The organism is Salipiger sp. CCB-MM3 (genome assembly GCF_001687105.1).
In the GTDB taxonomy this organism is placed as follows: domain Bacteria; phylum Pseudomonadota; class Alphaproteobacteria; order Rhodobacterales; family Rhodobacteraceae; genus Salipiger.
In genome coordinates this window covers 1,267,697-1,292,391 of record NZ_CP014595.1, presented here as the reverse complement: position 1 = coordinate 1,292,391, position 24,695 = coordinate 1,267,697, and the positions used below count along the sequence as shown (strand labels likewise).

Genomic DNA, 24,695 nt, shown 5'->3' with positions numbered 1-24,695 from the left:
GCGCCGCTCAGGCCAGGTTCAGCTCTTTGGCGATCATCGCCGCATGGGTGCGGTTGCGCGCCTCCAGCTTGCGGCTGAGCGTCTTTACATGCAGCTTGATGGTCACTTCCTGCAGATCGAGGTCGCGGGCGATTTCCTTGTTGGATTTGCCCTCGCAGAGCCCGCGCAGCACTTCGCGTTCGCGCGGGGTCAGTTCGGCGGCCTTGCCGTCGGGGGCCTGCGTCATAAAGCTGTAGGGGGCAAAAATCTCGCCCGCCGCCATCACCTGAGCGGCGCTGACGATGGTTTTGGACGGCAGGGTCTTGGGAATAAACCCGGCGGCGCCCGAGCGGATCGCAGCCTGCGCGATATCGGCGGTGGCGGTGCCCGAGAGCAGGGCGACAGGCACGCCGCCGCAGACGTCACGCATCCGATCAAGGCCCGAAAGGCCAGCCATGCCGGGCATGTTGTAATCGAGCAGGATCAGATCGAAGGTCAGCCCACGCTCGACCAGCGCGATCGCCTCGTCCAGCGTTGCGGCGGTGAACACCTCGTCGATACCCTCCGAGCGGAGGAAGGCGGCGATCGTCTCGCGGACGAGATCGTGGTCATCAGCGACCAGAATACGCATGTGTCCTCCTGCCAAGACCTCTGCTTGCAGCAAGCAAGTTCTGGCGCAAAAGTCTTACCGCTTAGTTTCGAAAACTAGTTTGGGCACTGGCAATCTGGTACGTCTTTGCGCTTGGGTAACAGCGACGTATGATATTGACCGGCAACGAAGTTCGCAAGGAGGTTGGCCACTGATGTGCCGCTGGGTGGTTTTGATGTTCGTTTGCCTGTTTTCCGGGGCTTTTTCCGGCTCGACCGCTTGGGCGCAGACGCTGCGCACACCAAGCGGCCCGGTGCTGTTGACCGTGGATGGGCCGCTGTCGGTCTCCAACGTGCCCGAGGGGGCGTCCTTCGATCTGCCCATGCTCAAGGAACTTGGCGAGACGAGCTTTACCACCGAGACGATCTGGACTGAGGGAGAGCAGACCTTCACCGGGGTCTCGCTGCATCGGCTGCTCGAAGAGCTTGGGGTCGCAGATGGCAGTCTCCGTGCCGTGGCGATCAACGAGTATTGGGTCGAGATCCCGGTCAGCGATGCCGAACCCGATGGGCCGATCATCGCATGGGCCCGCAACGGCAAGCCGATGAGCGTGCGCGACAAGGGGCCGCTCTGGGTGGTCTATCCTTATGACGACAATCCCGAGTATCGTAGCGAGATCATCTTCTCTCGCAGCATCTGGCAATTGCGAAGGATCGAAATCGAACCGTGAGCGACGCGAGCGACCCTTCATCCGGCAGCAGCCTGCCGAACCGGAAACGCTGGGCGGCGCTGAGCGCGCCTTTCATCGTGCTGTGCCTTGCCGCGCTGGTGCTGCTGACGGTGGACGCGGCGCGGCAGATTCAAGGGCTCGCCACGGCCAACTCGGACAACGGCCAGTGGTCTCTGGCGCAGATGGAGGTGGAGTTCGGCAGCCTGCAGGCCGAGCTTGATAAACCCGAAGGCTATACCGACCCAGAGGCGCTGCGGCTGGCGTTCGACATTTTCTACAGCCGGTACCAGACGATCTCTCGCGGCGCGCTCTACGCAGATATCGTCAACACGCCCACCGCAGAAGGGCCGATGCGCACCGTGCGCGAGTTTCTGCAAGACACCGTGCCGCTGATCGACGGCCCCGAGGAAAACCTGCTGGCGGCGCTGCCAGAGCTCCGGGTGCGGGCCGAACCGGTGCGACTGGCGATCCGCGAGGTCTCTCTGTCGGGGGTACGGGCGTTCTCGGCGGCGTCCGACACCCAGCGGCGCAAGGTGATGAACTCTTTGGTGCGGCTTTCGGGAATGGCCCTGATCCTCGTGCTGGCGCTTGCGCTCGGCGTGGTGGCGCTCTGGCAGTTGATGCATGTGGCCCGCGATCAGGCGCAGCGGCGCGCACGCGCCAATCACCGGCTCGAAGCGGTGGTCTCGACGGCGCTCGATGGGATCGTGGTGACCGATGGCGCGGGGCGAATTCTGCAGTTCAACGGCGCGGCGGAATGCATTTCCGGCCATGGCCGCGATCTGACGCTGGGCCGTCCCGCCTCTGAACTGCTGTTCCCGCCCGGCAGCCCGGAGGCGCGCGATCTGACCCTTTCGAGACATGCCGGGCGAGGCCGGGTGCGCTGCGAGGGGCTGCGCGCCGATGGCACGCGCTACCCGATGGAGCTTTCGGTGACCGAGACGGAGCATGAGGGAGATATGCTGCGCGCGGTCTATTTCCGCGACATCACCCGCGACATCAGCGCCGAGGAAGAACTGGTCGAGGCGCGCGACAAGGCGGTTGAGGGCGAAAAGGCCAAAGCGCATTTCATCGCCATCATGAGCCACGAAATGCGCACGCCGCTGAACGGTATGATCGGTGCGCTGGAACTGCTGACCGAAACGGAACTGAACCGCGATCAGCGCGAATATCTGCAGATCCTGCGCCGCGCCGGGGATGTGCTTTTGCAGCATGTGAACGACGTGCTCGATCATACGCGGCTGGAGACCGGGCGTTTCAGCTTTGCCCGCGCGCCCTTCGATCCGGTGGAGCTTGCACGCGAAGTGGTGGACGTGCTGCGGCCCACGGCGGCGGCGCGCGGCAACATGCTGCAAGTCTCGCTGCCCGAAGGGGGCTGCCCGCTGATGATGGGGGACCCGACGCGCCTGAGGCAGGTGCTCGTCAACCTCATGGGCAATGCGATCAAATTCACCGAGAATGGCGAAATTCACCTCACGCTGGACTGTCCCGACCGGACCGGTACGCTGCATTTCGAGGTGGCGGACAATGGCATCGGCATCGCTGAGGACCAGCAGGAGCGCATCTTTGAGGATTTCGTGACGCTCGACTCCTCTTACATGCGTGCGGCCGAGGGCACCGGGCTAGGGCTGGGGATCGTCCGGCGGCTGGTCAATGCGATGGGAGGCGAGGTCTCGGTCGAAAGCACGCCGGGGATGGGCACGCGCTTCAGCGTTGCGCTGCCCGCCGAACGTGCGCCGCTTCAGGCGCTGCCGCCAGCCCTGGTGCAGAACCCTCAGATGGCCCCTTCACGCATCCTCGTGGTCGAGGACAATCCGGTGAACCGCCTCGTGGCGAACGCCATGCTGCGCAAGATGGGGCATACGGTGATCGAGGCGCGCGACGGCGCAGAAGGGCTGAAGATCGCGGCGGAAGAGCCCTTTGACCTCGTGCTGATGGATATTTCGATGCCGGGCCTCGATGGTGTCGAAACCACGCGCCGTCTGCGCGCCGGGGGCGGGCCGAACGCCGAAACGCCCATCGTCGCGCTCACCGCCCATGCGCTGCCCGCCGATATCGCGCGCTTCCGCGAGGCGGGCATGAAGGTGACCCTGACCAAGCCGATCACATGGCGCGCGCTGACCGAAGCGATCGCGGGCATTGCCCCGGTTGCTGCTCCGCTCCCCGAGGCGCAGGGCGCGGAGGATATGGGGCGGCGGGACGCCCCGGTGCTGGATGACGTGGCGCTCGACGCCGCGGCGACGACGCTTGGGGCAGAGCTTTTCGCCTCGCTGCGCGACCGTTTCGTGTCCGAGACCGAAGACGGCCTGCGCGAACTGGCGAAGGAAATGCGCGCCGGGATCGACCCGACGCGCTATGCCGAGAAGGTCCACCGGATCGCGGGATCCGCGGCGGTGTTTGGTGCCAGCGCCCTGCACGCCGCCTTGCGCGTCGAGGAAGAGCGCGCCCGGTCGAGCGAGACGCTGCCGGTGGGCAGCCTCGACGCGGTGATGCCGGTCTGGCAGGCGACCCGCCGGGCGCTACTGGAGCTCGAGACCCAAGCACCCTAGGGCTCGGACGGTGCTTTGCAGGGCTCCGAGGCCAGATCGCTGAGAATCGGGCAATCGGGGCGGTCGTCGCCGTGGCAGGCGTGGACGAGATGCGCCAGCGTGTCGCGCATCTGCTGCAACTGCGCCAGCTTCTCGTCGATCTGCGCCAGATGGTCCTCGGCGATATGCTTCACCTCGGCGCTTGCGCGGCTTTCGTCCTCGTAGAGTGCCAGCAGCGCGCGGCAGTCCTCGATGGTAAAGCCCAACGTCCGCGCGCGGGCGAGGAAGGCCAGCTTGTGCACGTCCTGCTCTGTGAACGCGCGGTAGCCGTTGGCGCCTCGGTGTGGCGTCACGAGGCCGATATCCTCATAATAGCGGATGGTCTTGGGCGGCAGCCCGGCGCGGGTGGCCACGTCTCCGATATTCATGCCTCGGCCTCCTGCGGTGCGGCAGACTGCGCCGGGCGCGCGGCACGCTCCGGCGCCATGGCCGGGGCGTGCCTGCGCAGACGCAGCGCGTTGCTCAGAACAAAGACCGACGAAAGCGCCATCGCGCCCGCCGCCAGCATCGGCGAAAGCAGCGTGCCGAAGGCCGGGTAAAAGACCCCAGCCGCCACCGGGATCAGCGCCACGTTGTAGCCGAAGGCCCAGAAGAGGTTCTGCCGGATGTTGCGCAGCACGGCGCGGCTCAGGTGCACGGCCTCGACCACGCCCCGCGTTTCACCCGAGACAAGCACCACATCGGCGCTTTCGATGGCGACATCGGTGCCGGTGCCCATGGCGAGCCCGACCTCGGCCTCGGCCAGCGCCGGGGCGTCGTTGATGCCATCGCCGACGAAGCCCACAACGCCATGCGCGTCGCGCAGCGCCCGCACCGCATCGCGTTTGCCCTCAGGCAGCACCTCGGCCTCCACATGGTCGATGCCCAGCTCGGCGGCGATGGCCTGCGCCGTGGCGCGGGTGTCGCCGGTGATCATCGCGGTCTTCAGCCCCATGTCGTGCAGCTTGGCGATGGCGGCCTTGGCGCCGGGTTTGACCTTGTCGGCCACGGCCAGCGCTCCGGCGATCTGCCCGTCGATGGCGACCAGCACCGGCGTTTGCCCGGCCCCGGCGATCTCGTCATGGACAGCACTCAGCGCGCCAAGGTCAATCCCCTCGCGCGCCATCAGCCGCGCGGCACCGACCAGCACGCGGTGCCCCTCGACGCGCGCACTGAGGCCGTGGCCCGCGATGGCTTCGACCTCCTCGGCCTGTGGTGGCAGGGTGCCCTCGGCGGCCCGCTCCAGCGCCCGCGCGATCGGGTGCTCCGAGCTTTGTTCGGCGCTGGCAGCAAGGCGCAACACGTCGCCCTCGTCAAAGCCCGGCGCGGCGGTTGTGCGCACCAGTTCGGGTCGCCCCTCGGTCAGCGTGCCGGTCTTGTCGAAGGCGACGATGCCCACGCTTTCCAGCCGCTGCAGCGCGTCACCCTTGCGGAAAAGCACACCCAGTTCAGCGGCGCGCCCGGTGCCGACCATGATTGAGGTCGGCGTGGCGAGCCCCATGGCGCAGGGGCAGGCGACGATCAGCACCGAGACCCCGGCGACCAGCGCGTAGGTCAGGGCAGGGGAGGGGCCGAAGATCAGCCACGCAAGGAAGGTGAGCGCGGCGGCGGCCATGACAGCTGGCACGAACCAGATCACCACCTTGTCGGCGACCGCTTGGATCGGCAGCTTGGCGCCCTGCGCCTCTTCGACCATGGCGATGATCCGCGCCAGCATAGTGTCGGCACCCACCGCGGTGGCCCGGAAGCTGAGCGCGCCCGCGCCGTTGACCGTGCCGCCAACCACCGTGGCACCGTCCGATTTCTCCACCGGCACCGGCTCGCCGGTAATCATGCTCTCATCGACATAAGAGCGCCCGGTCAGCACCTCGCCATCAACGGCAATGCGCTCGCCCGGACGGACGTGCAGCACATCGCCCTGCACCACCTCGGCGATGGGCAGTTCGGTGATCTCGTTCTCCCGCTCGACACGGGCGGTCGAGGGTTTCAGCCCGACCAGCCGCTTGATCGCCGCCCCGGTGAGGCCCTTGGCGCGCGCCTCGAGGAAGCGGCCCAGCAGGATCAGCGTGACGATCACGCCCGCCGCCTCGAAATAGACCGCCCGCGTGCCCTCGGGCAGAAGCCCGGGCAGGGAGAGCGCGACGGTGGAGTAGAGCCAAGCCGCCAATGTGCCGAGCGCCACCAGAGAATTCATGTCCGGCGCGCCCTTGAGCAGCAGCGGCAGGCCGATCTGGTAGAACCGCCGGCCCGGCCAGACCAGCACCGCGGTGACCAGAACGAATTGGATCAGCCAGGAGGTGGTCATGCCGATCGTTCCGGCGATCAGATCGTGAAAGCCGGGGATGAAATGGCCGCCCATCTCCAGAATGAACACCGGCGCGGTCAGCACGGCGGCAACGATCAGATCGCGTTTCAGTGCCGTTTGCTCGGCACTCTTGCGGGCTTCCTGCTCGGCGCTGTCGTCGCTGGCGAGGCTGGCCTTATAGCCCGCGCCTTCGACCGCGTGGATTAGCGCCGGGGCCTCGGCGGAGCCGTTCAGCAGCTTCACCTCGGCGGTCTCGCTGGCGAGGTTCACAGTCGCCGAGAGCACGCCGGGCACATCGGCCAGCGCCCGCTCGACGCGGCCCGCGCAGGAGGCGCAGCTCATGCCCTCGATGCCGAGGCGCATGGTCGACTCGCCGGCAGGGTAGCCCGCCTTGTCCAGCGCCGCGCGCAGCGCGGGCACCCCGGCGCTGCCTTCCACATGCGCCATCTTGGTTGCGAGGTTCACCGAGGCGTCGGTGACGCCCTCGACCCCGGCCAGCGCCTTCTGCGCGCGTCCCGCGCAGCCGCCGCAGGTCATCTTCGTCACTTCGAAGCGCAGGCTTCCGTCGGCCATGATGCGACTCCTTCCAATCTTGGTCGCCTCACAACATAGGGCTTCCAGTCACTGGAAGGTCAAGGGCGCGCTTTCACTTGGCACGCTTCCGTGATGGGGATCAGTTCAGGCGGCAATCGAGGCGCGCGCGGCATTCCTCGCAGAGCAGCGGCAGGCCAAGACGCTCGGCGGCGTTGGTCAGCGTCAGAATATGGATGGGGTGACCAGCATGGTGGCTTCGGCCAGCGCCAGATCGCGGTCTTGCTCCGTGGCGGTCAGCACGAAGCGGGCAATGGCGCGCTCATCGTCGGAGAGGCCCGTCGCGTCCGGGGCGAGGATGAGCGGGGCATGCCATCCGTGCGTGGTGAGCAAATTCGCGAAATCACCCAAGGCGCGCAGGCAGACGCGGGCGCGCGTGAAGCCGAGCGCGTCGCGCAATTCGAGCTGCGCGGTGGCTTCGTCATTCTCGCGCCACAGCCTCAGCAGCCGCACCACCCGCGCTTCCGCGGGGCGCAATGCCACCCGGTCGAACCGTTCATGTCGCATGGAACCTCTCCCAGCCAGTCGCCCGATGGGGCCGTCGATCCGGGCTGTCCCGGAGACGGGACTGGCTGGGTGAGGCAATCCTGATTAATTAAATCAGGTAAGTCAAGCCGCGCCGCCGATGCCGCTTTCGGCCTCGATCTGCTTGCGCGATTTGCGGGCGCGCTCGGTGGCCGACTTCAGCTGACCGCAGGCGGCCATGATGTCCTCGCCGCGCGGGGTGCGGATCGGCGAGGCGTAGCCAGCCTTGTAGATGATGTCGGCGAACCGCTCGATCCGCTCCCAGTCCGAGCGCTGGTAGGGCGCGCCGGGCCATTCGTTGAACGGGATGAGATTGATCTTGGCCGGGATGCCCGAGATCAGCTTCACCAGACGGCGCGCGTCGGCATCGGTGTCGTTCACATCCTTGAGCATCACATATTCGAAGGTGATGCGCTCTGAGTTCGACAGCCGCGGATATTCACGCAGCGCGTTCAGCAGTTCTTCGATGTTCCAGCGCTTGTTGATCGGCACCAGCTTGTTGCGCACCTCGTCGGTGGTGGCGTGGAAGCTGACCGCCATCAGGCAGCCGATCTCTTCGGCGCATTTGGCGATCTCCGGCACGACGCCCGAGGTGGAAAGGGTGATACGGCGGCGCGACAGGGCGATGCCCTCGCCGTCCATTGCGATCTTCATCGCGTCGCGCACGTTGTCGAAGTTGTAGAGCGGCTCACCCATGCCCATCAGCACGATGTTCGACAGCAGGCGCGGCCCGCTCTCGCCGGTGCCGGTGCCCGGCTCGGGCCATTCGCCAAGATCGTCGCGCGCCAGCATGACCTGACCGATGATCTCGCCGGCGGTGAGATTGCGCACCAGCTTTTGCGTGCCGGTGTGGCAGAAAGAGCAGGTGAGGGTGCAGCCCACCTGAGAGGAGATGCAGAGCGTGCCGCGATCTTCCTCGGGAATATAGACCACCTCGACCTCATGCCCGCCCGCGATGCGCACGAGATATTTGCGCGTGCCATCCGCCGAGACCTGCTTCGAGACGATCTCGGGCAGCGAGATCGCGAATTTCTCGTCGAGCAGGGCGCGGTAATCCTTGGAGAGATTGGTCATCGCCGAGAACTCGCGGACCCCCCAGTGATAGACCCACTGCCAAATCTGGCCGACCCGCATCTTCGCCTGTTTCTCCGGCGTGCCAGCCTCGATCAAGGCGGCGCGCAGGGCGTCACGGGTGAGCCCGATCAGGTTCACCTTGCCCTCTTCGGGCTGCTTGCGGGGGATCGTCACCACGTCCTGGGTGATCGGCGCGCTGGCGGTCATCTCGTCATCCTCGGAAAAAGAAGGCCTCTCCATACAGGATTCGCCTGCAAAAAGTCAAAGGGAACGCGCAGGCGCGTTCCCTCGGTGAAGCTCATCTGTGGATGGCTCCTGAAATTTCAACCGGCGTGTGCGTGGCGGCGCCGGAATTTGAGTATTTTCGGAAAGATGAAAGCGCCTCGGGGTGCCTTTCATCTTTCTCCAAATACTTCCACGCTACCGGCTTAGTTGGTGCACCGCTTCTCCGCATCCTCGACCGCGGCGGTGAAGCCCAGCAGCGAGAAGGTGTCCTTGGTCTGCGTGCCACGGCTCGAGCGCGCGGTCAGCGTGGCATCGGCGCCGCGCTTCATCGCCGCGATGATCTTGGCATCGTCCTGCGGCGTGGCCGGCCACGCCCATTCGCCCTCTGTGTAGAGCTCGAAGGTCTCGCCCGAGACATTCGCCTCGACGGTCGAGCCGCCCGCGAACGGGTACCCGCCGGTGAAGGCGACCTGGCCCATCACATTGGCCTCGGGGCGGTAGAAGACCATCAGAAGGATATCACCGCGCTTCACCGAGACGACGCGGCCGTCCTTGGTGTTGACGCTTTCCTTATAGGTGGTCACCGCCCAGCATTCGCGCGGGCTGTTGCCTTCGAACACCGACCAGTCGGTGATCGCATTCACCCGGTTGGTGCTTTCTTCCTGCGCGAGACCCGCCGTTGCGGTCAGCGCCATCGCTGCGCCCAGAACCCCACCGAGAATTGACTTCATACCTGCAGCCTCCAGCCGTGCTTGCCTCTAGATGTGTGGCGCGCCTCCAACCTGTTCCGGTCCCTTGACCGGCGCGACCATTCGTGCTCGACGGCGGGACAATAGACCGAAACACGCGGGGCGAGAAAGCCCCGATGGCAGATTATCGCTCGTTTGTGAGGACCCCCATGCGTCAAGAGCCCATCACCGCCGCCGTACCTCTGGTGGAGGTCCGTCGCGGGCCGCTCGCGGAAAGCCTGCATATGGGCCACGCGGTGATCTGTGACGCCTCCGGCGGCATCGTACACGCTTGGGGCGATCCGGATGCGGTGGTCTATCCGCGCTCCTCGTCGAAAATGATTCAGGCGCTGCCGCTGGTCGCCTCGGGGGCCGCCGAGGCATGGCATCTGACCCCGCCACAGCTGGCGCTCGCCTGCGCCTCGCATCAGGGCGCGCCGATCCATGTGGCGGCGGTCGAAGCGTGGCTGGCGGATCTGGAACTGTCGGAGGCGGACCTGCGCTGCGGCGCCCAGCCGAGCCGCGACAAGGCTCTGAAGCTGCAGATGATCCGCGAGGGCGAAAGCCCCTGCCAGTTGCACAACAACTGCTCGGGCAAGCACGCGGGCTTCCTGACGCTCAGCCAGTATCTGGGGGCCGGTCCCGAATATGTGCTGCCAGAGCATCCGGTGCAGGTGGCGGTGCGCGATGCCTTCGAGGAGGTGACCGGCGCGGTAAGCCCCTGTTTCGGCATCGACGGCTGCTCGGCCCCCAACCACGCCACCACGATGGCGGGCATGGCGCGGGCCATGGCGTGGTTCGCCAGCGCGCAGCCGCGCGGCGATACGCTCAGCCGCGCCGGGGCGCAGCTGGTGGAGGCGATGTATGCCTATCCCGATCTGGTGGCGGGGGAAGGCCGCGCCTGCACCTTGCTCATGCGCGCCGCGCTGGAGCCGCTGGCGATCAAGACCGGGGCGGAGGGCTATTTCGTCGCCATCCTGCCGGAGCGCGGTCTGGGCGTTGCGGTCAAGATCATCGACGGCGCCACGCGCGCGGCGGAATGCGTGATGGCCGCGCTGCTGGTGCGGCTTGGCGTGGCGGACCCGGCGCATCCCGACGTGCACCGCTTCCTCAACCCCGAGCTGCGCAATTTCGCAGGCCATCTCACCGGGGAAATCCGGCCGCTGGACACGCTCTTCGCGGCGTGACCGCGGGGTTCTTCTTCTCTTTGAAAATACGCCGGGGGTGAGCCGCGCAGCGGCGAGGGGGCAGCGCCCCCTCCTCCCAGCTCTCAGCCCGCGAACTCTTCGCGGGCGTAGCCCTGCAGGAACAGCAGCGCGGTCAGATCGCCAAGGTTCACCCGCAGCGCGCATTCCGCCTGCACCGAGGGTTTGGCATGCAGCGCGACGCCAAACCCGGCGCGGCCCAGCATCCCCAGATCATTCGCGCCGTCGCCCACAGCGAGCACGTCGGCCTCGGTGATGCCGAGCCGCGCGGTGATCTCTTCCAGCGCCTGCACCTTCGCCTCGCGCCCGAGGATGGGCCGTGCCGGGATGCCGGTGAGCTTGCCGTCCTCGACCAGCAGCGTGTTGGCGCGGTCCTCGTCGAAGCCAACCTGCGCCGCCACCTTGCCGGTGAAGGCGGTGAACCCGCCCGAGACCAGCGCCGCATAGGCACCGTTGGCCTTCATCGTCGCCACGAGGGCAGGGCCGCCCGGCATCAGCGTGATGCGGGTCTCGAGCACCTTGTTGATGACGCTCTCCGACAGGCCCTTCAGCAGCGCCACCCGCTCGGTCAGCGCGCCTTCGAAGTCGAGCTCGCCGTTCATCGCCCGCGCGGTGATCTCTTTCACATGCGCGCCGACGCCGGCTTCCTCGGCCAGCTCGTCGATGCATTCCTGCTGGATCATCGTGCTGTCCATATCCGCCAGCAGCATCTTCTTGCGGCGGCCTTCGCCCGGCAGCAGGTTCACGTCTGCCTGATCGGCGAGCGAGGCGCGCACCTCTTCGAAGTTGCCGGGCGCGGTCTCGATCGGGAATTCCGCCGCTTCGCCATCCGACAGCACGGTGACGGGGCCGCCGCCGAAGGCGTTGCGCAGGCTGTCGACCAGCGCGGTATCGAGCGTGCCGGGGCGGGCGATGAGCGAGACGATCTGCATGAGGGCACTCCAATGACTGACGCGGCGGCTTCTGACACGGCGCGCGCGGCATTTCCAGTCTTAGCAGCTCCGGTCTTGGCCGCGCCTCGCACACGCAAAGCGCACGGGTCGCGCACCGGGGCGTGACTTGCATTCCAAAGATCCGCCCGACATATCCCAAGAGGTACTGGAGGACCGCTACATGCTGCGAAACATCCTGATCGTTCCCGCCCTCAGCCTTGCCCTCACAGCCGTGCCGGCGCTTGCCGAAACCCCGGCCAAGACCAGGGTGCCGCAGAGCAAGGCGGAGATTTCCCTTTCCTTCGTGCCGCTGGTGAAAAAGGCGACCCCGGCGGTGGTCAATATCTACGCCAGCCGCGTGGTCGAGGCGCGAAGCCCCTTCGCGGGCGATCCGCTCTTCGGCAACCTGTTCAGCGATTTCCGAGGGCGGCCACGGGTGCAGAACTCGCTGGGCTCGGGGGTGATCCTGTCGGCGGACGGCATCGTCGTGTCGAATTACCACGTGGTGGGGCAGGCGACCGACATCCGCGTGGTGCTCAACAATGGCGCCGAATATGACGCAGAGGTGCTGCTGGCCGACGAGGAAGCCGATCTGGCGATTCTGAAGCTCGACGGCGCCAAGGGCATGCCCTTCCTGCCGCTGCGCGACAGCGATTCCGTCGAGGTGGGCGAACTGGCGCTGGCCATCGGCAACCCTTTCGGCGTGGGGCAGACCGTCAGCTCGGGCATCGTGTCGGGCCTCGCCCGCTCGGGCACCGCCACCGGCAATGCGCGCGGCTATTTCATCCAGACTGATGCGCCGATCAACCCGGGCAACTCCGGCGGTGCGCTGATCGACGTGAAAGGCCAGCTCATTGGCGTGAATACCTCGATCCTCACCCGCTCAGGCGGATCGAACGGCATCGGCTTCGCCATCCCCTCGGCGCTGGTGAGCCAATTCGTCGAACAGGCGGAAGCGGGCAACACCTCCTTCGAGCGTCCTTGGGCCGGGATGACCGGGCAGAGCGTGGATGCGGATCTGTCGGAAAGCCTTGGCATGGGGCTGCCCGGCGGTGTGCTGATCTCGGAGCTGCATGAGGCCAGCCCCTTCGCCAAGGCCGGGCTCGACGTGGGGGATGTGGTGCTGGAGGTCGACGACCAGCCGGTGAACACGCCGGCAGAGATGCTCTACCGCATGTCGGTGACAGGGCTGGGCCATAAGGCGCAGATCACCTATCTTCATAACGGTGCGCAGAAAGAAGCCAAGGTCGCGATGATCGCCGCGCCCGACGAGCCGCCGCAGCAGCGCGTCACGCTGGACGAGCGGGCGGTGCTGCCGGGGCTGACGCTGGCACGGCTGAACCCGGCGGTGCAGACCGAGCTTGGCCTGCCGCTTGCGGGGAGCGACGGCGTCGTGGTGGTCGATCCCGGCCCATGGGGCGCGCGGATCGGCCTGCAGCGCGGGGATCTGCTGCGGGCGGTGAACGGCCATCAGATCGCGCTGCCCGGCGATGTGGACGGTCTGCTGAAAGACGCGGCGCCGCGCATCCAGATCGACGCGCAGCGCGGCAATGGCCGCATCTCGCTGCGCTTCAGGGCCTGACGCGGCAAAAGCTGAACAGGGCCATGGGAGGGGCTGACACAGATGGCCGATCTATTCGACGACCCCTCCGGGGCTGCGACGCCCGCACAGTCCGGCCCGCGCCCGCTGGCGGACCGCCTGCGCCCCAAGGCGCTGGGCGAGGTGATCGGCCAGCAACAGGTGCTCGGCCACGAAGCGCCGCTTGGCGTGATGCTGGCGTCGGGGGCGCTCTCCAGCCTGATCTTCTGGGGGCCGCCGGGGGTGGGCAAGACCACCATCGCGCGGCTGCTGGCCGATGCCACGGACCTGCATTTCGTGCAGATCAGCGCGATCTTCAGCGGCGTGCCCGAGTTGCGCAAAGTGTTCGAGGCGGCGCGCCACCGCCACGCCAACGGGCAGGGCACGCTGCTCTTCGTTGACGAGATTCACCGGTTCAACAAGGCGCAGCAGGACGGCTTCCTGCCGCATATGGAAGATGGCACCATCCTACTTGTGGGGGCCACCACCGAGAACCCAAGCTTCGAGCTCAATGCGGCTCTGCTGTCGCGCGCGCAGGTGCTGGTGCTCGAGCGGCTGGGCCATGCCGATCTCGAAAGCCTCGCGCAGCGCGCCGAGCGGGAACTGGGCCGCAGCCTGCCGCTCGATGCCGCCGCCCGTGAGGCGCTCCTCGAGATGGCCGATGGCGATGGCCGCGCGCTGCTCAACCTCATCGAGCAGATCATGGCGTGGAAGGTCGACGCGCCGCTGGCCCCCGAGGCGCTCTCGGCCCGGCTGATGCGCCGCGCCGCGCAATACGACAAGAGCGGCGATGGCCATTACAACCTCATTTCGGCGCTGCATAAGGCGGTGCGCGGCTCGGACCCGGATGCCGCGCTCTACTGGTTCGCGCGGATGCTGGAGGGCGGCGAGGACCCGCGCTTTCTTGCCCGGCGCCTGACCCGTATGGCCGTCGAGGACATCGGTCTGGCCGATCCGCAGGCGCAGGCGATCTGCATCGACAGCTGGCAGACCTATGAGCGGCTGGGCAGCCCCGAGGGCGAACTGGCGCTGGCGCAGGCGGTGATCTACCTCGCGCTGGCCCCGAAATCCAATGCCGCCTATGTGGCCTATAAGGCCGCCAGAAGCGCCGCCAAGCGCACCGGTTCGCTGATGCCGCCCAAGCATATCCTCAACGCGCCGACCGCGATGATGAAGGATCAGGGCTATGGCAGCGGTTACGCCTATGACCATGACGCCGACGATGGCTTTTCGGGGCAGGACTACTTCCCCGAGGCGATGGACCGCGGCAGCTACTACGCGCCGGTCGAGCGCGGCTTCGAGCGCGACCTGAAAAAGCGCGTCGACTATTTCGAAAAGCTGCGCCGCGAGCGAAATCCCTGATCTTCCTCTTGGCGCAAATATCCCGGGGGTGAGGCGCGCAGCGCCGAGGGGGCAGGGCCCCCTCTTCCTGCCGGGCAGCGGCAGCGCGCCCTTCTATGCGCAGTGGCCCGGAAACTTGACAATTCCCCACATGCAGGACATTTCCCGCGCATGATCCTCACGGTTTTACAGGTCGCGCTCGGCGGAGCGCTGGGTGCCAGCGGGCGCTATCTCACCGGGCTTGCCATGGCGCGCCTGCTTGGCAAGGGATTCCCATGGGGCACGCTGACGGTGAACATCGTCGGCTCCTTCGCCATGGGCGTCATCGTGGTGCTGCTGGGCAATCTTTCGGCCAACCGTTTCGCGCCCTTCCTGATGACCGGCGTGCTTGGAGGCTTTACCACGTTTTCCGCGTTTTCCCTTGACTTCGCAACGCTTTACGAGCGCGGAGATATCGCGCTTTCAGGCATTTACGTGGCGGCCTCGGTGGCCGTCTCTCTTGCCGCGCTCTTTGCCGGGCTGCTGCTGACCAGGAGTTTCTTCGCATGAGCCGAGTACAGACCGTGACCGTGGGGCCGGGCGATGGCGATCAGCGCCTCGACCGCTGGATGAAGCGCCACTTCCCGCATGTGCCGCAGGGCCGCATCGAGAAGATGTGCCGCAAGGGCGAGATTCGCGTGGATGGTGGCCGGGTGAAAGCGTCGACCCGCCTCGCGGTGGGCAATCAGGTGCGCGTGCCGCCGCTGCCCGAGCCCGAGGAAATGGCCAAGACCGCCCCGGCAAAGCCCAAGGTCTCAGAGGCCGACAGCAAGCTGATCCAGTCCTGCGTGCTGTGGAAGGACGATCACATCATCGCCCTGAACAAGCCGCCGGGGATGCCGACGCAGGGCGGCAGCAAGCAGACACGCCATGTGGACGGGCTGGCCGAGGCGCTGAAGTTCGGCTTCGAAGAAAAGCCGCGCCTTGTGCACCGGCTCGACAAGGACACCTCGGGCGTGCTGCTGCTGGCGCGCACCCGCGAGATGGCGCAGGCGCTCACCGCCGCGATCCGCCACAAGGAAACGCGCAAGATCTACTGGGCGCTGGTGGCCGGTGTGCCGACGCCCTACCTTGGCGAGATCAAATACGGGCTGGTGAAGGCTGGCGGCCACGGCAAGGGCGGCGAGGGCGAGAAGATGCGCGCCATCCACCCGCGCGAGATCGACAGCACCCCCGGCGCCAAGCGCGCCCATACGCTCTATGCCACGCTCTACCGTGTTGCGGGGCGGGCAAGCTGGGTGGCGATGGAGCCCGTGACCGGGCGCACCCACCAGCTGCGCGCGCATATGGCCGAGATCGGCCATCCGATCATCGGCGATGGCAAATACGGCGGCTCCGGTCAGGAAAACCTTGGCGATGGCTGGGGCGCGCAACTTGGCGGCATCATCTCGAAGAAGCTGCATCTGCACGCCCGCTCGATGACCTTCCTGCACCCGGTGACCAAGAAGCCGGTCACCGTCACTGCGCCGCTGCCCGAGCATATGACGCAAAGCTGGGAGACCTTCGGCTGGACCGAGGATCTGGCGGCGGACGATCCCTTCGAAGAGCTGCACTGAGCGATGGACCTGAAACTGATCATCTTCGATGTCGACGGCACGCTGGTCGACAGTCAGGCGGATATTCTCGCGTCGATGCGCGGCGCCTTTGCCGAGGTCGGGATCGAGACGCCGAGTCGCGAAGAGATTCTCGGCATTGTCGGCCTGTCGCTGCCGGTGGCCGTGGCGCAATTGGCACCGCAGGCCGATGCGCGCACCGTCGAGGCGATGGTCGAGGGCTACAAGACGACCTACATGCGCCTGCGCGCGCAATCGGGCACGCCGGTCAGCTCGCCGCTCTATCCGCATGTGCGCGAGATGCTGGAGGCGCTGCACGCGCGGCCCGAATGGCTGCTTGGCATCGCCACCGGCAAGTCGCGCCGCGGGCTCGACAAGCTGGTCGACGGGCACGGCATCCGCAGCCTCTTTGTCACCCAGCAGTGCGCTGACGATCACCCGTCGAAGCCGCATCCGGCCATGCTGCAGGCCGCGCTCGCCGAAGCCGGCGTGGATGCCCGCGACGCGGTGATGCTGGGCGACACGAGCTTTGATATGGATATGGCCGCCGCCGCCGGGATCCACGGGATCGGCGTCAGCTGGGGCTATCACGACCGCGCGCGCCTTGCCTCGGCGCGCAGCATCATCGACGATATCCGCGCGCTTCCGGCGCTGCTGGACCAACTCTGGAGCCAAGCCGCATGAGCGAATGGGCCCCCCGCCGCTTCTATAAGGACGCCACGGTCGAAGAGGCCGAGGGCGGTTTCTCTGTGCATCTCGACGGGCGCCCGCTGCGCACGCCGGGCAAGGCCGCACTGGTGGTGCCGAGCCGCGCCATCGCCGAGGCCATGGCCGAGGAATGGCGCGCGCAGGACGAAAAGATCGCCCCCACCACCATGCCGTTCACGCGCACCGCCAACAGTGCCATCGACAAGGTGGCGACGCAGCACGCGGATGTGGCGGACATGCTGGCCGAATACGGCGACAGCGATCTGCTGTGCTACCGCGCCGACAGCCCCGACGTGCTGGTCCAGCGCCAACAGGCGCAATGGGACCCGCTGCTCGATTGGGCCGAGCGCGAGCTTGGCGCGCGGCTCGAAACGCGGCAGGGGCTGATGCATGCGCCGCAGCCCGAGCCCGCGCTGCGGGTGCTGCGCGAGCGTACCCATGCGCTCAGTCCGTTCGAATTGGCCGCCTTCCACGATCTCGTGGCGCTCACCGGCTCGCTGGTGCTGGGATTCGCCGCCACCGGCAAGGCGCATGACGCCGAGGAAATCTGGGCGCTGTCGCGACTGGACGAGAGCTTTCAGGCGGAACTCTGGGGCGAGGACGAAGAGGCCACGGAAGCCGCTGAGATCAAACGCGATGCCTTTCTGCACGCGCACCGCTTCTTTGCCCTCTGCGGTACTGCCTAAACGTATATCTCTTCCCGAGTCGTTGCGTAAGATGCAGGCATTTGCATGCCTTTTTCGCGCCGCACCGGCTTGACCTTGCCGAAAGTTTCCTCCCAAACTCCCCCCAGCACAGGGAGGGAGCCCCTGGCTGCACAAACCGATCCAGCAAGGATCAAGAGCCGGTCCACAAGGGGCCGGGCAACAGGAAGAGGTTAACATGAAAAAAACCGTAACTCTGGGCGCTCTGACGGCTGCCGCCTTCGTGGCTGGCGCTGCAGGTGCTGCGACCCTGGACGACGTGAAAGCGGCCGGGGAGCTGAAGTGCGGTGTGTCGACGGGTCTGGCCGGTTTCTCGGCACCCGATGCAAACAACGTGTGGCAGGGTTTCGACGTGGCGTACTGCCGCGCGCTCGCCGCAGCCGTTCTGGGCGACCCGATGAAGGTTGCCTTCACCCAGACCACCGGCCAGACCCGCTTCACCGCGCTGGCCTCGGGCGAGATCGACGTTCTGGCGCGTAACACCACCTGGACCTTCTCGCGCGATGTCGACCTGAAGTTCGAATTCGTCGGCGTGAACTACTACGACGGTCAGGGCTTCATGGCACCGAAGTCGCTGGGCATCGCCTCGGCGAAAGAACTCGATGGCGCCACCGTCTGCATCCAGACCGGCACCACCACCGAGCTGAACCTCGCGGACTTCTTCCGCGCCAACAACATCAGCTACGAGCCGGTTCCGATCGAGACCAACGCCGAAGCGCAGCAGCAGTATCTGGCTGGCGCCTGTGACGTTTACACCACCGACGCCTCGGGCCTCGCAGCGACCCGCGCCACTTTCGAGAACCCGGCCGATCACGTGATCCTGCCGGAAATCATCTCGAAAGAGCCGCTCGGCCCGCTGGTTCGCCACGGCGACAACGAGTGGGGCGACATCGCTCGCTGGACTCTGAACGCACTGGTCGCCGCTGAAGAATACGGCGTGACCTCGGCAAACATCGCAGAGCTGTCCTCGGCTCCGACGAACAACCCCGAGATCAACCGTCTGCTCGGCACCGAAGGTGAACTGGGCGCGATGCTCGGCCTCGACGCAGAATGGGCCAAGCGCGCCATCATGGCGGGCGGCAACTACGGCGAACTCTTCGAGAAGAACATCGGCGAAGCAACCCCGATCGGCCTGTCGCGCGGTCTGAACGCGCAGTGGACCGAAGGTGGCCTGCTCTACAGCCCGCCGTTCCGCTAAGATCGACTACGGCGAGGGGCGCAGGGAAACCTGCGCCCCTTTCCACCTAAACAAGAAAAATATCGCGTTTGCGTGAGGGGACGGACGGCGGATCAACCGCTGCGGTAGCCCACACAGCAAATGTCCGGGGAGACATTTATGGCGACCATGACGGATCCGCCGGAGCGAGGCTTCCGGCTGAGTCAGCTCATTTTCGACACGCGCTATCGATCGATGACCATCCAGGTGGTGGCAATGATCCTGATTGCGCTTTTGCTGTCGTGGCTGATTTCGAACACGATCCATAACCTCGAGGCATTGGGCAAGGATTTCGACTTCGGTTTCCTCGGCCAGCCTGCAGGCTATGACATCAACCAGCAGCTCATCGACTACAACAACCAGATGTCCCACGGTCGTGCGGCGCTGGTGGGCATTCTGAACACCCTGCTGGTGGCCGTGCTGGGCTGTGCCCTCGCCACCGTGCTGGGGGTAATCGCGGGCGTTCTGCGCCTGTCGAACAACTGGGTCGTCTCGCGCCTGACTGCGGTCTACGTGGAAGGCTTCCGCAACGTGCCGCTGCTGCTGTGGATCGTGCTGATCTTCGCGCTGATGACCGAATCCATGCCGACACCGCGGGACTTCCGCGGCGAAGACGGGTCTTCCATGATTCTGGGCGAAAGCGTCGCGATCACCAACCGCGGGGTCTATATCCCGAACGTGGTGTTCAGCCGCTCGCTGGGGGGCAATGAGGTTGCCGCGCCCGAAGCGCCCGCGCCCGCCGCAGCCGCGAGCCCGAGCACCAATATGGCCGGGACCTATGGCGCCAGCCGCATCGCCACCGGCGGGGCCGGTGTGCAGACCGGCCAGAACAATGACGCCACCTCCACCGCCGCAGACGCCTCGGGTGGCGCTGAGGCAGGTGAGGGCGGAGAGGTCATCCCCACCTCTTCGGTCTGGGACTGGCTGCTGATCCTCGCCGTACTGATCGCCGGGGGTGTCGGTGCCAAGGTGCTTGGCACGCGCGCGACCCATATTCAGGAAGCAACCGGCAAACGCCCCATGACGCTGCCTTTCCAGATCGCCTCGGTGCTGGTGCCGGTGATCGTGGTGCTGCTTCTGCTGGGCGCATCTCTCGACAAGCCTGAACTGGGCGGCTTCAACTTCGACGGCGGCGTGCATCTGCGCAACTCGCTGATCGCCCTGTGGCTGGCGCTGTCGCTCTACACCGGCGCGTTCATCGCCGAGATCGTGCGTGGCGGTATCCTCGCCATCTCGAAAGGCCAGACCGAGGCCGCCTATGCGCTGGGTCTGCGTCCGGGCACCACGATGAACCTCGTGATCCTGCCGCAGGCGCTGCGGGTGATCATCCCGCCGCTGATCTCGCAGTTCCTCAACCTGACCAAGAACAGCTCGCTCGCCATCGCCGTGGGGTACATGGACGTGCGCTCGACCCTGGGCGGCATCACCATTAACCAGACCGGCCGTGAGCTGGAAGGCATGCTGCTGCTGGGCCTGTTCTATCTGGTGCTGAGCCTGCTGATCTCGGGCGTGATGAACATCTACAACTCCTCCGTGAAGCTGAAGGAGCGGTGACATGAGCGATACACACGCACAAACCGTCGCCTATGTCCGGGACTCGATGATTGACCAGCAGGACCCGCCGCTGACGCAGGTCGGTGCGGTGAAATGGATCCGCGAGAACCTGTTCTCCGGCTGGCTCAACATCCTGCTCACCCTGCTCTCGCTCTGGGTCATCTATGCTGCCCTGAGCCACCTGCTGCCCTGGGCCCTGCGCGGCATCTGGGATGCCTCGAGCCTCAGTGAATGTCGCGCCATCCGCGACGAGCTCTACGGGGCCGATGCCTCGGTGGCCTGTTGGGCGGTGCTGGCCGAGCGTTGGCCGCAGCTGATCTTTGGCTTCTATCCCAAAGACCTCTACTGGCGCCCGATCCTCGCCTTCCTGCTGTTCCTCGCGGCGGTCGCGCCGGTGCTGTTCAGCTCGGTGCCGCGCAAGGCGCTCTGGGTGACCGCGCTTGCGCCCTTCGCGCTGTTCTGGCTGCTCTGGGGCGGATCGCTCTGGGGGCCGATCGCGGCCATCCTCGGCTTCGTCATCGGCTGGGCGATCATGACCTTCGCCGCGCCGAAGATCGGCTCGCTGGGCGCGGTGATCCTGACCATCATCGTTCCGGTGCTCTACTGGCTCTTCGTGGCCGGTCCGCTGGCATCGGGTCTCGCCTCGGTGCTACCGCTGGCGCTGCAGAGCGTGCCGACGCAGAACATGGGCGGCTTCATGCTGGCCACGATCATCGGCGTGTCGGGCATCGTCCTGTCGCTGCCGCTGGGCATCCTGCTGGCGCTGGGGCGTCAGTCGGACATGTTCATCATCAACAAGTTCTCGGTGGCCTTTATCGAGATCATCCGCGGCGTGCCGCTGATCGTCTGGCTGTTCACCGCCTCGCTGCTGCTGAACTACTTCCTGCCGCCGGGCACCAACTTTGACCTGATGCTGCGCGTCATCATCATGGTTACCCTGTTCTCGGCCGCCTATATCGCCGAGGTGGTCCGCGGTGGTCTCGCCGCCCTTCCCAAAGGGCAGTATGAGGCCGCGGATGCGCTGGGTCTGGACTACTGGAAATCCATGCGGCTGATCATCCTGCCGCAGGCGCTGAAGATCTCGATCCCGGGGATCGTGAACACCTTCATCGGCCTGTTCAAGGATACCACGCTGGTCGTCTTCATCGGCCTGCTGGATCCCATCGGCCTGTCCAACTCGATCCGGGCGACCACCGACTGGAACGGTGTCTACTGGGAACTCTTCGTCTTTATCGGTCTGTGCTTCTTCATCTTCTGCTTCAGCATGGGCCGCTATTCGCTCTTCCTCGAGAAAAAGCTCCGCAGAGAGCACCGCTAAGGAGACCAACATGTCTGAACTTGCAACACGCGAAGTCGATCGCAGCCAGATGAAGGTCTCCGATGAGGTGGCCATCCAGATCACGAACATGAACAAGTGGTACGGGACTTTCCACGTGCTGCGCGATATCGATCTGACCGTCTACCGCGGTGAGCGGATCGTCATCGCCGGGCCTTCGGGCTCGGGGAAATCGACGATGATCCGCTGCATCAACCGCCTTGAAGAGCATCAGGCGGGCAGCATCATGGTCGACGGGATCGAGCTGAGCTCGGATCTCAAGAACATCGACAAGATCCGCTCCGAGGTCGGCATGTGCTTCCAGCACTTCAACCTCTTCCCGCATCTGACCATCCTCGAGAACTGCACGCTGGCGCCGATCTGGGTTCGCAAGATCCCCAAGAAACAGGCGGAAGAAACGGCGATGCACTTCCTCGAGAAGGTGAAGATTCCCGAGCAGGCCAACAAATATCCTGGCCAGCTTTCAGGCGGGCAGCAGCAGCGTGTGGCCATCGCCCGCTCGCTGTGCATGAAGCCGCGGATCATGCTGTTCGACGAGCCCACCTCGGCGCTCGACCCGGAGATGATCAAGGAAGTGCTCGATACGATGGTCGAACTGGCCGAAGAGGGAATGACCATGCTCTGCGTCACGCACGAGATGGGATTCGCCCGTCAGGTCGCGAATCGGGTCATCTTCATGGACGCCGGACAGATCGTCGAACAGAACGAGCCCGAGGAATTCTTCAACAATCCGCAGCACGAGCGCACGAAGTTGTTCCTTAGCCAGATCCTTGGGCACTAACGCCTAAAAAATCTGCATTATTTCAGCGAGTCCCATTAATTTTGGGGCTCGTTTTTTTATCATTTGTGTTACGTTCTGTGACACGGAGTCGCACGGCGGCTCCTCCGGTCTCTGACCGGATGCAATCTGTGCCGGTTTCATGAGGGGACGATCCGCGAAAGGTCGTCCGAGTGTCGCCCGCGTTCGGATCGTTGCGTGGGAGGATGCGCGATCTGATATGGCTGACCCGGACCTTTCGAATGGTCCCTTCAAACCGTGACCGGCTACAGGGGCGCTCGTGGTCCTTTGGGAGGGGGATCGCGGGCGCCACTTTATTTTCAGGCGCTTTATTTTCAGGACTGCCCATTGGCCCGCGTGGGGCCCGCGTGCAGGGTCAGACCAATTCGCGCGGGATGGTGAAGGCGTGGCTCGTCGCCTTGCCCAAACGCGCATCCGCCCAGTCGTCGATGTCGAAATCCGCCACCAAGGTTGCGCCCGTCGGGTAGTCGGCGAATCGCGGGTGGTTGGGGCCGCGCGCGACAACGGCATTGGCGAAATCGCAGATGCCGGGGTTATGCGCGAGCATCAGCACGGTTGCTCCAGTGGCAGCCTGCAGGCTCTTGAGCAACGCCGAAGGGCCCGCAAGATAGAGCCGGTCTTCAAAGCGTGTGGGCAGATCGCCCAGATGCAGCAGGTCGAGCGTTTCGCGTGTCCGCGCCGCCGATGAGCAGAGCACCTGATCAGGCAGGATGTCTTCGGTGCGCAGCCAGTCGCCAAGCGCTTCGGCACTGCGCCGTCCACGGTCATTGAGCGGGCGCGCGTGATCCGGCGTGCCCACCGACCAGTCGGACTTGGCATGCCGCATGAGAATGAGCCGTTTCATGATGATCCCTCCGCCTCATGCCAGTTTCCCATGAAGCTCGCCATGTGGAAAGCCGCCTGTTCTGGCTCGCGCTGCAGGGTCGCGGACAGCGGGCAGGCGCGGCGCACGAGGCAGCCATGGTTCCGGCATTCCGCGCCTTCGTCGCTGCGCAGATGGGCTTGGCAGGCGGGCACGTCATAGGGCGTGCCGTCGCCAAGGGCACCAACGGGGCAAGCCTCGACACAGGGACTCGCGCAGGGCGCACAGGGGCTTTCTGAGGGGGCAGCAGGCAGGGCGAGCCGTTCTGGCAGGGCGATGGCCCCGCGGTAGCTGATCAGCAGCCCCGCCTCGCTGTGGACGAGCATGCCCGGCGGCGCGGTGAAGGCGGAGCCGCTGGCCTTTGCCCAGTTCAGGAACGACGGGTAGGGCGGCCCGTCGGAGGGAAAGATCGCCGCCCCGCCAAACCTCTGCGCCAACGCGCCGATTACCCGCTTGGACCAGCGGTCCATCGGGTCGGGAGTGCGGTCACGGTATTCGGGGGAGCCCGAGAAGATCGGCCAAAAGCGCGGCTCGTCGGGCCCCAGCAGGAGGAGCGTGCCGCAGCCATCCGGCGCGGCGTCGCCCTGTGATGGATGGAACGCGCCGCGCAGCGCCAGCCCCTCGGCCCGCGCTGCCTCGCCGATCCTTGCGAGGGTCACTCGCGTGGGCGCACCGGTTCCAGATCGGCGCGGCGGATCAGCGAGCCTGCGCCATGCTCGGTGAAAAGCTCCAGCAAGCAGGCGTTGGGCACGCGCCCGTCGAGGATGACCACCGCGCGCACACCTTCCTCGACCGCTTTCAGCGCGGTCTCGGTCTTGGGGATCATGCCGCCGGCGATGGTGCCGTCCTCGGTCATTGCGCGGACATCCTCGGGGGTCATCTGCGTGACCACCTCGCCCGCCTTGTTCTTCACACCTGACACATCGGTCAGCAGCAGCAGGCGATCGGCCTTAAGCGCCCCCGCGAGCGCGCCAGCGGCGGTGTCGCCGTTGACGTTGAAGGTCTCGAGATAATCCATGCCGGTGGCGACGGGCGCGACAACGGGGATGATCCCTGCCTTGAAGAGATCATGCAGCACCTGCACGTTGCACTCGACCGGGCGGCCGACAAAGCCCAGTTCCGGATCATCCGCTTCGCAAACGATGAGATCATCGTCTTTGCCCGAGAGGCCGACGGCACGCCCGCCCTCATCCATGATCGCCTGCACGATGCGCTTGTTCACGAGGCCGGTGAGCACCATCTCGACCACTTCGACGGTGGCCTGATCGGTGACCCGCTTGCCGCGCTTGAACTCGGATTTGATGTTCAGCTTGGCCAGCATGTCGTTGATCATCGGGCCGCCGCCGTGCACCACAACCGGGTTCACCCCGACCTGACGCATCAGCACGATGTCCCGGGCGAATTCTGCCATGGCGTCGGTGTCACCCATGGCATTGCCGCCGAACTTCACCACCACGATCGCGCCCGTATAGCGCTGCAGGTAGGGCAGGGCTTCGTTGAGGGTGCGGGCGGTGGTGATCCAGTCTCGGTTCATCGTCTGCTTCTTCATCTTGT

At 65.8% G+C, this 24,695-nt stretch carries 23 protein-coding genes; 13 read left to right on the top strand and 10 right to left on the bottom strand.

Going from position 1 to position 24,695, the window contains the following annotated elements; all coding sequences use genetic code 11:
• Positions 1-7: 7 nt before the first annotated feature.
• Complete coding sequence (locus AYJ57_RS06310; RefSeq protein WP_066102737.1) at positions 8-610, bottom strand: response regulator; 603 nt, start codon at positions 608-610, stop codon at positions 8-10.
• 193 nt (positions 611-803) lie between these two features.
• Here AYJ57_RS06310 and AYJ57_RS06305 point away from each other — a divergent pair, with 193 nt between their 5' ends.
• Together AYJ57_RS06305 and AYJ57_RS06300 are read left to right on the top strand one after the other, a co-directional pair.
• The gene (locus AYJ57_RS06305) at positions 804-1,298 is read left to right on the top strand and encodes a molybdopterin-dependent oxidoreductase (RefSeq protein WP_066106760.1); all 495 of its coding nucleotides are present in this window, start codon (positions 804-806) and stop codon (positions 1,296-1,298) included.
• Positions 1,295-3,847, top strand: a complete 2,553-nt coding sequence (locus AYJ57_RS06300; protein ID WP_066102734.1) for a hybrid sensor histidine kinase/response regulator — start codon at positions 1,295-1,297, stop codon at positions 3,845-3,847. The genes AYJ57_RS06305 and AYJ57_RS06300 overlap by 4 nt, the downstream gene beginning before the upstream one ends.
• Here the strand turns inward: AYJ57_RS06300 and cueR are convergent.
• The 5 genes from cueR to AYJ57_RS06275 form a co-directional block, all read right to left on the bottom strand.
• Positions 3,844-4,254 (bottom strand): Cu(I)-responsive transcriptional regulator, encoded by a 411-nt coding sequence (gene cueR / locus AYJ57_RS06295; RefSeq protein ID WP_066102732.1) that lies wholly within the window; start codon positions 4,252-4,254, stop codon positions 3,844-3,846. The genes AYJ57_RS06300 and cueR overlap by 4 nt on opposite strands.
• Positions 4,251-6,743, bottom strand: a complete 2,493-nt coding sequence (locus AYJ57_RS06290) for a heavy metal translocating P-type ATPase (protein WP_066102729.1) — start codon at positions 6,741-6,743, stop codon at positions 4,251-4,253. The genes cueR and AYJ57_RS06290 overlap by 4 nt, the downstream gene beginning before the upstream one ends.
• 183 nt (positions 6,744-6,926) lie before the next feature.
• Positions 6,927-7,268 carry a hypothetical protein gene (locus AYJ57_RS06285; protein ID WP_237220201.1) on the bottom strand — a complete coding sequence of 114 codons (342 nt, stop codon included), beginning with the start codon at positions 7,266-7,268 and terminating at the stop codon, positions 6,927-6,929.
• 102 nt (positions 7,269-7,370) lie between these two features.
• A complete protein-coding gene (rlmN, locus tag AYJ57_RS06280) occupies positions 7,371-8,567 on the bottom strand; it encodes a 23S rRNA (adenine(2503)-C(2))-methyltransferase RlmN (protein ID WP_066102725.1) in 1,197 nt (398 codons plus the stop codon).
• A gap of 221 nt (positions 8,568-8,788) precedes the next feature.
• Positions 8,789-9,316 (bottom strand): invasion associated locus B family protein, encoded by a 528-nt coding sequence (locus AYJ57_RS06275; protein ID WP_066102722.1) that lies wholly within the window; start codon positions 9,314-9,316, stop codon positions 8,789-8,791.
• Between the two features lie 167 nt (positions 9,317-9,483).
• On the opposite strand from AYJ57_RS06275, the gene AYJ57_RS06270 reads away from it, so the two are divergent.
• Positions 9,484-10,500 carry an asparaginase gene (locus AYJ57_RS06270; RefSeq protein ID WP_066102719.1) on the top strand — a complete coding sequence of 339 codons (1,017 nt, stop codon included), beginning with the start codon at positions 9,484-9,486 and terminating at the stop codon, positions 10,498-10,500.
• A gap of 83 nt (positions 10,501-10,583) precedes the next feature.
• Here the strand turns inward: AYJ57_RS06270 and serB are convergent, their stop codons facing one another.
• Positions 10,584-11,450, bottom strand: coding sequence for a phosphoserine phosphatase SerB (gene serB / locus AYJ57_RS06265; RefSeq protein ID WP_066102717.1), 867 nt, complete (start codon positions 11,448-11,450; stop codon positions 10,584-10,586).
• Between the two features lie 181 nt (positions 11,451-11,631).
• On the opposite strand from serB, the gene AYJ57_RS06260 reads away from it, so the two are divergent.
• From AYJ57_RS06260 to AYJ57_RS06215, 10 genes are all read left to right on the top strand, one after another.
• Complete coding sequence (locus AYJ57_RS06260) at positions 11,632-13,032, top strand: trypsin-like peptidase domain-containing protein (protein WP_066102714.1); 1,401 nt, start codon at positions 11,632-11,634, stop codon at positions 13,030-13,032.
• Positions 13,033-13,074: 42 nt separating this feature from the next.
• Positions 13,075-14,391, top strand: coding sequence for a replication-associated recombination protein A (locus AYJ57_RS06255; RefSeq protein WP_066102711.1), 1,317 nt, complete (start codon positions 13,075-13,077; stop codon positions 14,389-14,391).
• Positions 14,392-14,541: 150 nt separating this feature from the next.
• Positions 14,542-14,919 carry a fluoride efflux transporter CrcB gene (crcB, locus tag AYJ57_RS06250; protein WP_066102707.1) on the top strand — a complete coding sequence of 126 codons (378 nt, stop codon included), beginning with the start codon at positions 14,542-14,544 and terminating at the stop codon, positions 14,917-14,919.
• Positions 14,916-15,965: an RluA family pseudouridine synthase gene (locus AYJ57_RS06245; protein ID WP_066102704.1), complete on the top strand. Its 1,050-nt coding sequence runs from the start codon at positions 14,916-14,918 to the stop codon at positions 15,963-15,965. The genes crcB and AYJ57_RS06245 overlap by 4 nt, the downstream gene beginning before the upstream one ends.
• 3 nt (positions 15,966-15,968) lie before the next feature.
• On the top strand, positions 15,969-16,646 hold the full coding sequence (locus AYJ57_RS06240; protein WP_066102702.1) for an HAD-IA family hydrolase: 678 nt from the start codon (positions 15,969-15,971) through the stop codon (positions 16,644-16,646).
• On the top strand, positions 16,643-17,356 hold the full coding sequence (locus AYJ57_RS06235; protein ID WP_066102699.1) for an ATP12 family chaperone protein: 714 nt from the start codon (positions 16,643-16,645) through the stop codon (positions 17,354-17,356). The genes AYJ57_RS06240 and AYJ57_RS06235 overlap by 4 nt, the downstream gene beginning before the upstream one ends.
• Before the next feature lie 196 nt (positions 17,357-17,552).
• The gene (locus AYJ57_RS06230) at positions 17,553-18,572 is read left to right on the top strand and encodes an amino acid ABC transporter substrate-binding protein (RefSeq protein WP_066102696.1); all 1,020 of its coding nucleotides are present in this window, start codon (positions 17,553-17,555) and stop codon (positions 18,570-18,572) included.
• Between the two features lie 138 nt (positions 18,573-18,710).
• Positions 18,711-20,144: an amino acid ABC transporter permease gene (locus AYJ57_RS06225; RefSeq protein WP_066102692.1), complete on the top strand. Its 1,434-nt coding sequence runs from the start codon at positions 18,711-18,713 to the stop codon at positions 20,142-20,144.
• Between the two features lies 1 nt (position 20,145).
• Complete coding sequence (locus tag AYJ57_RS06220) at positions 20,146-21,462, top strand: amino acid ABC transporter permease (protein ID WP_066102688.1); 1,317 nt, start codon at positions 20,146-20,148, stop codon at positions 21,460-21,462.
• 10 nt (positions 21,463-21,472) lie between these two features.
• The gene (locus AYJ57_RS06215) at positions 21,473-22,261 is read left to right on the top strand and encodes an amino acid ABC transporter ATP-binding protein (protein WP_066102686.1); all 789 of its coding nucleotides are present in this window, start codon (positions 21,473-21,475) and stop codon (positions 22,259-22,261) included.
• 373 nt (positions 22,262-22,634) lie between these two features.
• On the opposite strand, the gene AYJ57_RS06210 is transcribed toward AYJ57_RS06215, so the two are convergent.
• The 3 genes from AYJ57_RS06210 to argB are packed head-to-tail and all read right to left on the bottom strand — an operon-like array spanning position 22,635 to position 24,690.
• The gene (locus tag AYJ57_RS06210) at positions 22,635-23,123 is read right to left on the bottom strand and encodes a SixA phosphatase family protein (RefSeq protein WP_066102684.1); all 489 of its coding nucleotides are present in this window, start codon (positions 23,121-23,123) and stop codon (positions 22,635-22,637) included.
• Complete coding sequence (locus tag AYJ57_RS06205; RefSeq protein WP_066102681.1) at positions 23,120-23,800, bottom strand: ferredoxin; 681 nt, start codon at positions 23,798-23,800, stop codon at positions 23,120-23,122. The genes AYJ57_RS06210 and AYJ57_RS06205 overlap by 4 nt, the downstream gene beginning before the upstream one ends.
• A complete protein-coding gene (gene argB / locus AYJ57_RS06200; protein WP_066102678.1) occupies positions 23,797-24,690 on the bottom strand; it encodes an acetylglutamate kinase in 894 nt (297 codons plus the stop codon). Before argB ends, AYJ57_RS06205 begins: the two co-directional genes overlap by 4 nt.
• Positions 24,691-24,695 lie beyond the last annotated feature (5 nt).